The sequence below is a fragment of the Longimicrobium sp. genome, assembly GCF_036280135.1.
GTDB lineage: Bacteria > Gemmatimonadota > Gemmatimonadetes > Longimicrobiales > Longimicrobiaceae > Longimicrobium.
Genome location: NZ_DASURI010000153.1, coordinates 1 through 3,482, shown reverse-complemented (window position 1 = coordinate 3,482; position 3,482 = coordinate 1). Strand labels below are relative to the sequence as shown.

The following is a 3,482-nucleotide window of genomic DNA, read 5'->3' as shown; positions in this document are numbered from 1 at the left end:
ATGGCGATGAGGACGGGGATGAGGGCCAGCACCAGCATCCACAGCGCGCGCCGGCTCCCCAGGAACTGGCGGACGGCCAGCCGCGCCAGCGTCAGTTCTACCGAGTGTCTCATCGCTTCACCAGGTAGGAGAACACGCTTTCCAGCGACTCGTCCGTGGGGCGCACCTCGTACAGCGTCACGCCCGCGTCGCGGGCGGCGCGCGGCAGGTGCAGCGCGAACCCGCCCCGCTCGCCCGCGCGCACGGTGATCCCCGTCGCGGCCAGCTCCACGCCCTGCACCGACGGGTCCGCCATGAGCGCCGCGGCCAGGCGGCGGTCGTCGCTGGAGCGCAGGGTGAACGTGTGGGGCCGGTCCGTCATCAGCCGGCGGATCTCGCGAAAGTGCCCCGACGCGGCCAGCCGCCCCGCCACCACCACCAGGACGTTGTTGGCCAGGTGGTGCAGCTCCTCCAGGATGTGCGACGAGATGAGGATGGTGCGCCCCTGGTCCGCCAGGCCCCGCAGCAGCTCCATCATGTGCATGCGCTGGCCGGGGTCCATGCCGTTGAACGGCTCGTCCAGCAGCAGGATGCGCGGCTGGTGCACCAGCGCGCCGGCCACCTTGGCGCGCTGCCGCATCCCCTTGCTGTATCCGCCGATCCTGCGGTGCATGGCCCCGCGCAGGTCCACCGTGTCGATGGCCCGCTCCGCCGCCTTCTCCGGGTCCGCCAGCCCGTGCAGCCGCGCGTTCATCAGCACGAACTCGTAGCCCGTGAGGAACGGGTACACGGCCTCGCGCTCCGGCACCAGGCCCACGGAGCGGTACGCGGCCGGGTTGTTCCACGAGGGCCGGCCGTCCACCCGCAGCTCGCCGGCCGACGGCTCCAGGAAGCCCGCCAGCATGTGCAGCAGGGTGCTCTTGCCGGCGCCGTTGGGCCCCAGCAGCCCCGTGATCCCCGCGCCCAGGGTGAACGACACGTCGTTCACGGCCACCACGTTGCCGTACCACCTGGACACGTTGCGCAGCTCCACGGCGGGCGTCGCCGGCTGCGGCGAGGGTCCGGCCAAGGGCGCGGCGGCGGGCGGGGCGAGCGTCACCGCGCTCATGTGCGGATCCTCCGGTAGCGGTTGAGCAGGAGCAGGACGAACACGATGCCGTACACGGCCACGGCGGCGTAGTACGCCTCCGGCTGCAGCCCCGCCGTGCGCAGGTCGCTGCCCCGGCCGGGCCGCTCGCCAAACAGCCCCATGACGGCGCCCGTCACGGTCAGGATGGGGTTCAGCAGCACGAGGTACTTGGAGCCGCCCTCGCCGTCCATCATCTCCATCAGGGAAGCGGCAAGGGCCGCCGTCAGCAGGAACGCGCCCAGCACGGCCGCGCTGGCGATCCCCCGCCGCGGCACGTACGCCGCCAGCCCCACGGCCAGGGTGCCCATGGCGAGCGCGGCCGCCGCGGCCGAGCCCAGGATGGGCAGCACGTTCCTGGACTCCGCACGCAGCGCGGCGCCAAAGTCCACCGGCAGGGCAATGCGGCCGATAAAGACGATCACCAGCGGCGTCACCACCAGGATGAACACGGCCGTCCAGAAAGCCAGCAGCTTGGCCACGGCGTAGTCGCTCTGCCGCAGCGCCCGGCTGAAGTACAGGGGCAGCACGCGGTTGTACTGGTCCGTGCTCATCAGCTCGGGGGCCTGCGCCGCGCAGAACAGCATCAGCATCGCGGCGTCGAAGGGAAAGATCTCGTGGTAGTCGATGATGTTGTTGATCATCCCCCCGCTGATCCCCGCCACGGCCACCGTGAGGATGGCGGGAAAGCACATGCACAGGAACAGCGCCCAGGGAATGAGCAGCGCCCGCCCGCCGCGCCCCAGGCCGAACGCCGAGCGCAGCGAGTGCACGTACAGGGTGCGAAAGGCATAGCCGCGGCCCAGCCGCGTGCCTTCGTAGGTGCGGTACCCGATGTCGTAGATGGTACCGGCGGCGGCCTCAAGCGCGCGTGCCATGCGCCTCCTCCCGGGTGTGTGCGGCCGCGCCCGCCGGGGCGCGGAAAAGCTCCTGCAGCGAGTGCCTGCGCCGCTCCAGCCGAACCAGGGCCAGCCCCAGCTCCGCCGCGGCGTCGCGCACGGCGTCGTACGGGCGGTCGTCCAGCAGGGGCACCAGCACGTGGTCGCCGTCCTCCACGGCGTCCAGCCCCAGCGCCGCCAGGTGCGCCACGAGCGCGCCGGCGCCCTCGTCCACCTCCACGGCCAGCAGCGCCTCCTCGCCCGTGAACTCGCCCAGGGGGGCGGCGCTCTTGAGCCGGCCGCCGTCGATGGCCACCAGGAAGTCGCTCACCCGCTCGATCTCGCCCAGCAGGTGGCTGCACACCATCACCGCGATGCCGAACTCGCGGCCCGTGCGCCGCACCAGCTCCAGCATCTCGTCGCGCCCCGCGGGGTCCAGGCCGTTCGTGGGCTCGTCCAGCAGCAGCAGCCGCGGGTCGTGGACGAGCGACTGGGCCAGCTTGACCCGCTGCTTCATCCCCGTGGAATATCCGCCGATCTGCCGGTAGCGCTCCTCGTACAGCCCCACGTGCCGCAGCATCTCCGCCGTGCGCTCGCGGGCCGCCGCCTTGGGCAGCCCGGACAGCCGCCCCATGTGCGACACGAAGTCCGTGGCCGTCATGTCCGGCGGAAGGCAGTCGTGCTCGGGCATGTAGCCCACGCGCTGGCGGATCTGCAGGCTTTGCGTGCGCGCGTCCAGGTCAAAGACGCGCACGTCGCCGCTCGTGGGGGTAAGCAGGCCCAGCAGGATCTTGATGAACGTGCTCTTGCCGGCGCCGTTGGCGCCCACGAACCCGATGATGCCGGGCTCCAGCTCCAGGGTGAGCCCCTGGAGCGCCGTCACGCCGCCTGGATAGGTGTGCGTGAGGTCGCGTACGGAGATCAGGGACATCCGATGTGCGGCGGGGTGCGGGTAAGGGCCGCGCGAAACGCCGGGAAGGGTGACGCGGGCGGGGTAGCCGGGGAGGTGGACGGGAAACTTACGCCGGAAGTTTCAGCCGGGGAACACCCGTGTTCCGCCACGGTCTGCGCACCTCGGAGGATGAGGGCCGATCCCTCCCTTCGCGCCTCCCTCCGTGCGGCATCCCGCGAAATGCGTCATCCTTAGGAGCCGCCGCGCGATCCTCCCCCCGGCGCGATCCATGGCGGCGACGAAGGATCTTGTATCCGAACCACGAGGCCGGCCCCCATGCGCGGAGCCGGCCTCGTGCGCTGCTCGGACAGCCCCCTCGCCAGCCGCCGCCCGTCCAGCGCGGGCCGTCTTTTCCTGATCGCGATCGGGTGGATGATGCGCACGGGCATATTCCGCGCTCCCAGGCCGAAACCATGCCTCTTCGAAAAAAAAAACGGATGCCGTCCCCTCGCCGAAAGCAGCCCCTCTGCCAAGGGACGCCGTCATCCTGCTGATTCCTCCGGTCCGCGACCGGCCGTCGCGTGGCAGAAACCCTGCGCTAACCTCC

The 3,482-nt window shown here is 71.3% G+C and carries 3 protein-coding genes; all 3 read right to left on the bottom strand.

All coding sequences use genetic code 11. The annotated features are described in order from the left end of the window. Window positions 1-109: 109 nt before the first annotated feature. From VFZ20_RS04655 to VFZ20_RS04645, 3 genes are read right to left on the bottom strand one after another with little or no spacing between them, the layout of a single operon-like run. On the bottom strand, window positions 110-1,087 hold the full coding sequence (locus VFZ20_RS04655) for an ABC transporter ATP-binding protein (RefSeq protein ID WP_329682668.1): 978 nt from the start codon (window positions 1,085-1,087) through the stop codon (window positions 110-112). Beyond that, window positions 1,084-1,983, bottom strand: a complete 900-nt coding sequence (locus tag VFZ20_RS04650; protein WP_329682667.1) for a hypothetical protein — start codon at window positions 1,981-1,983, stop codon at window positions 1,084-1,086. Before VFZ20_RS04650 ends, VFZ20_RS04655 begins: the two co-directional genes overlap by 4 nt. Then, complete coding sequence (locus tag VFZ20_RS04645; protein WP_329682666.1) at window positions 1,967-2,914, bottom strand: ABC transporter ATP-binding protein; 948 nt, start codon at window positions 2,912-2,914, stop codon at window positions 1,967-1,969. The genes VFZ20_RS04650 and VFZ20_RS04645 overlap by 17 nt, the downstream gene beginning before the upstream one ends. Between the last annotated feature and the right edge of the window lie 568 nt (window positions 2,915-3,482).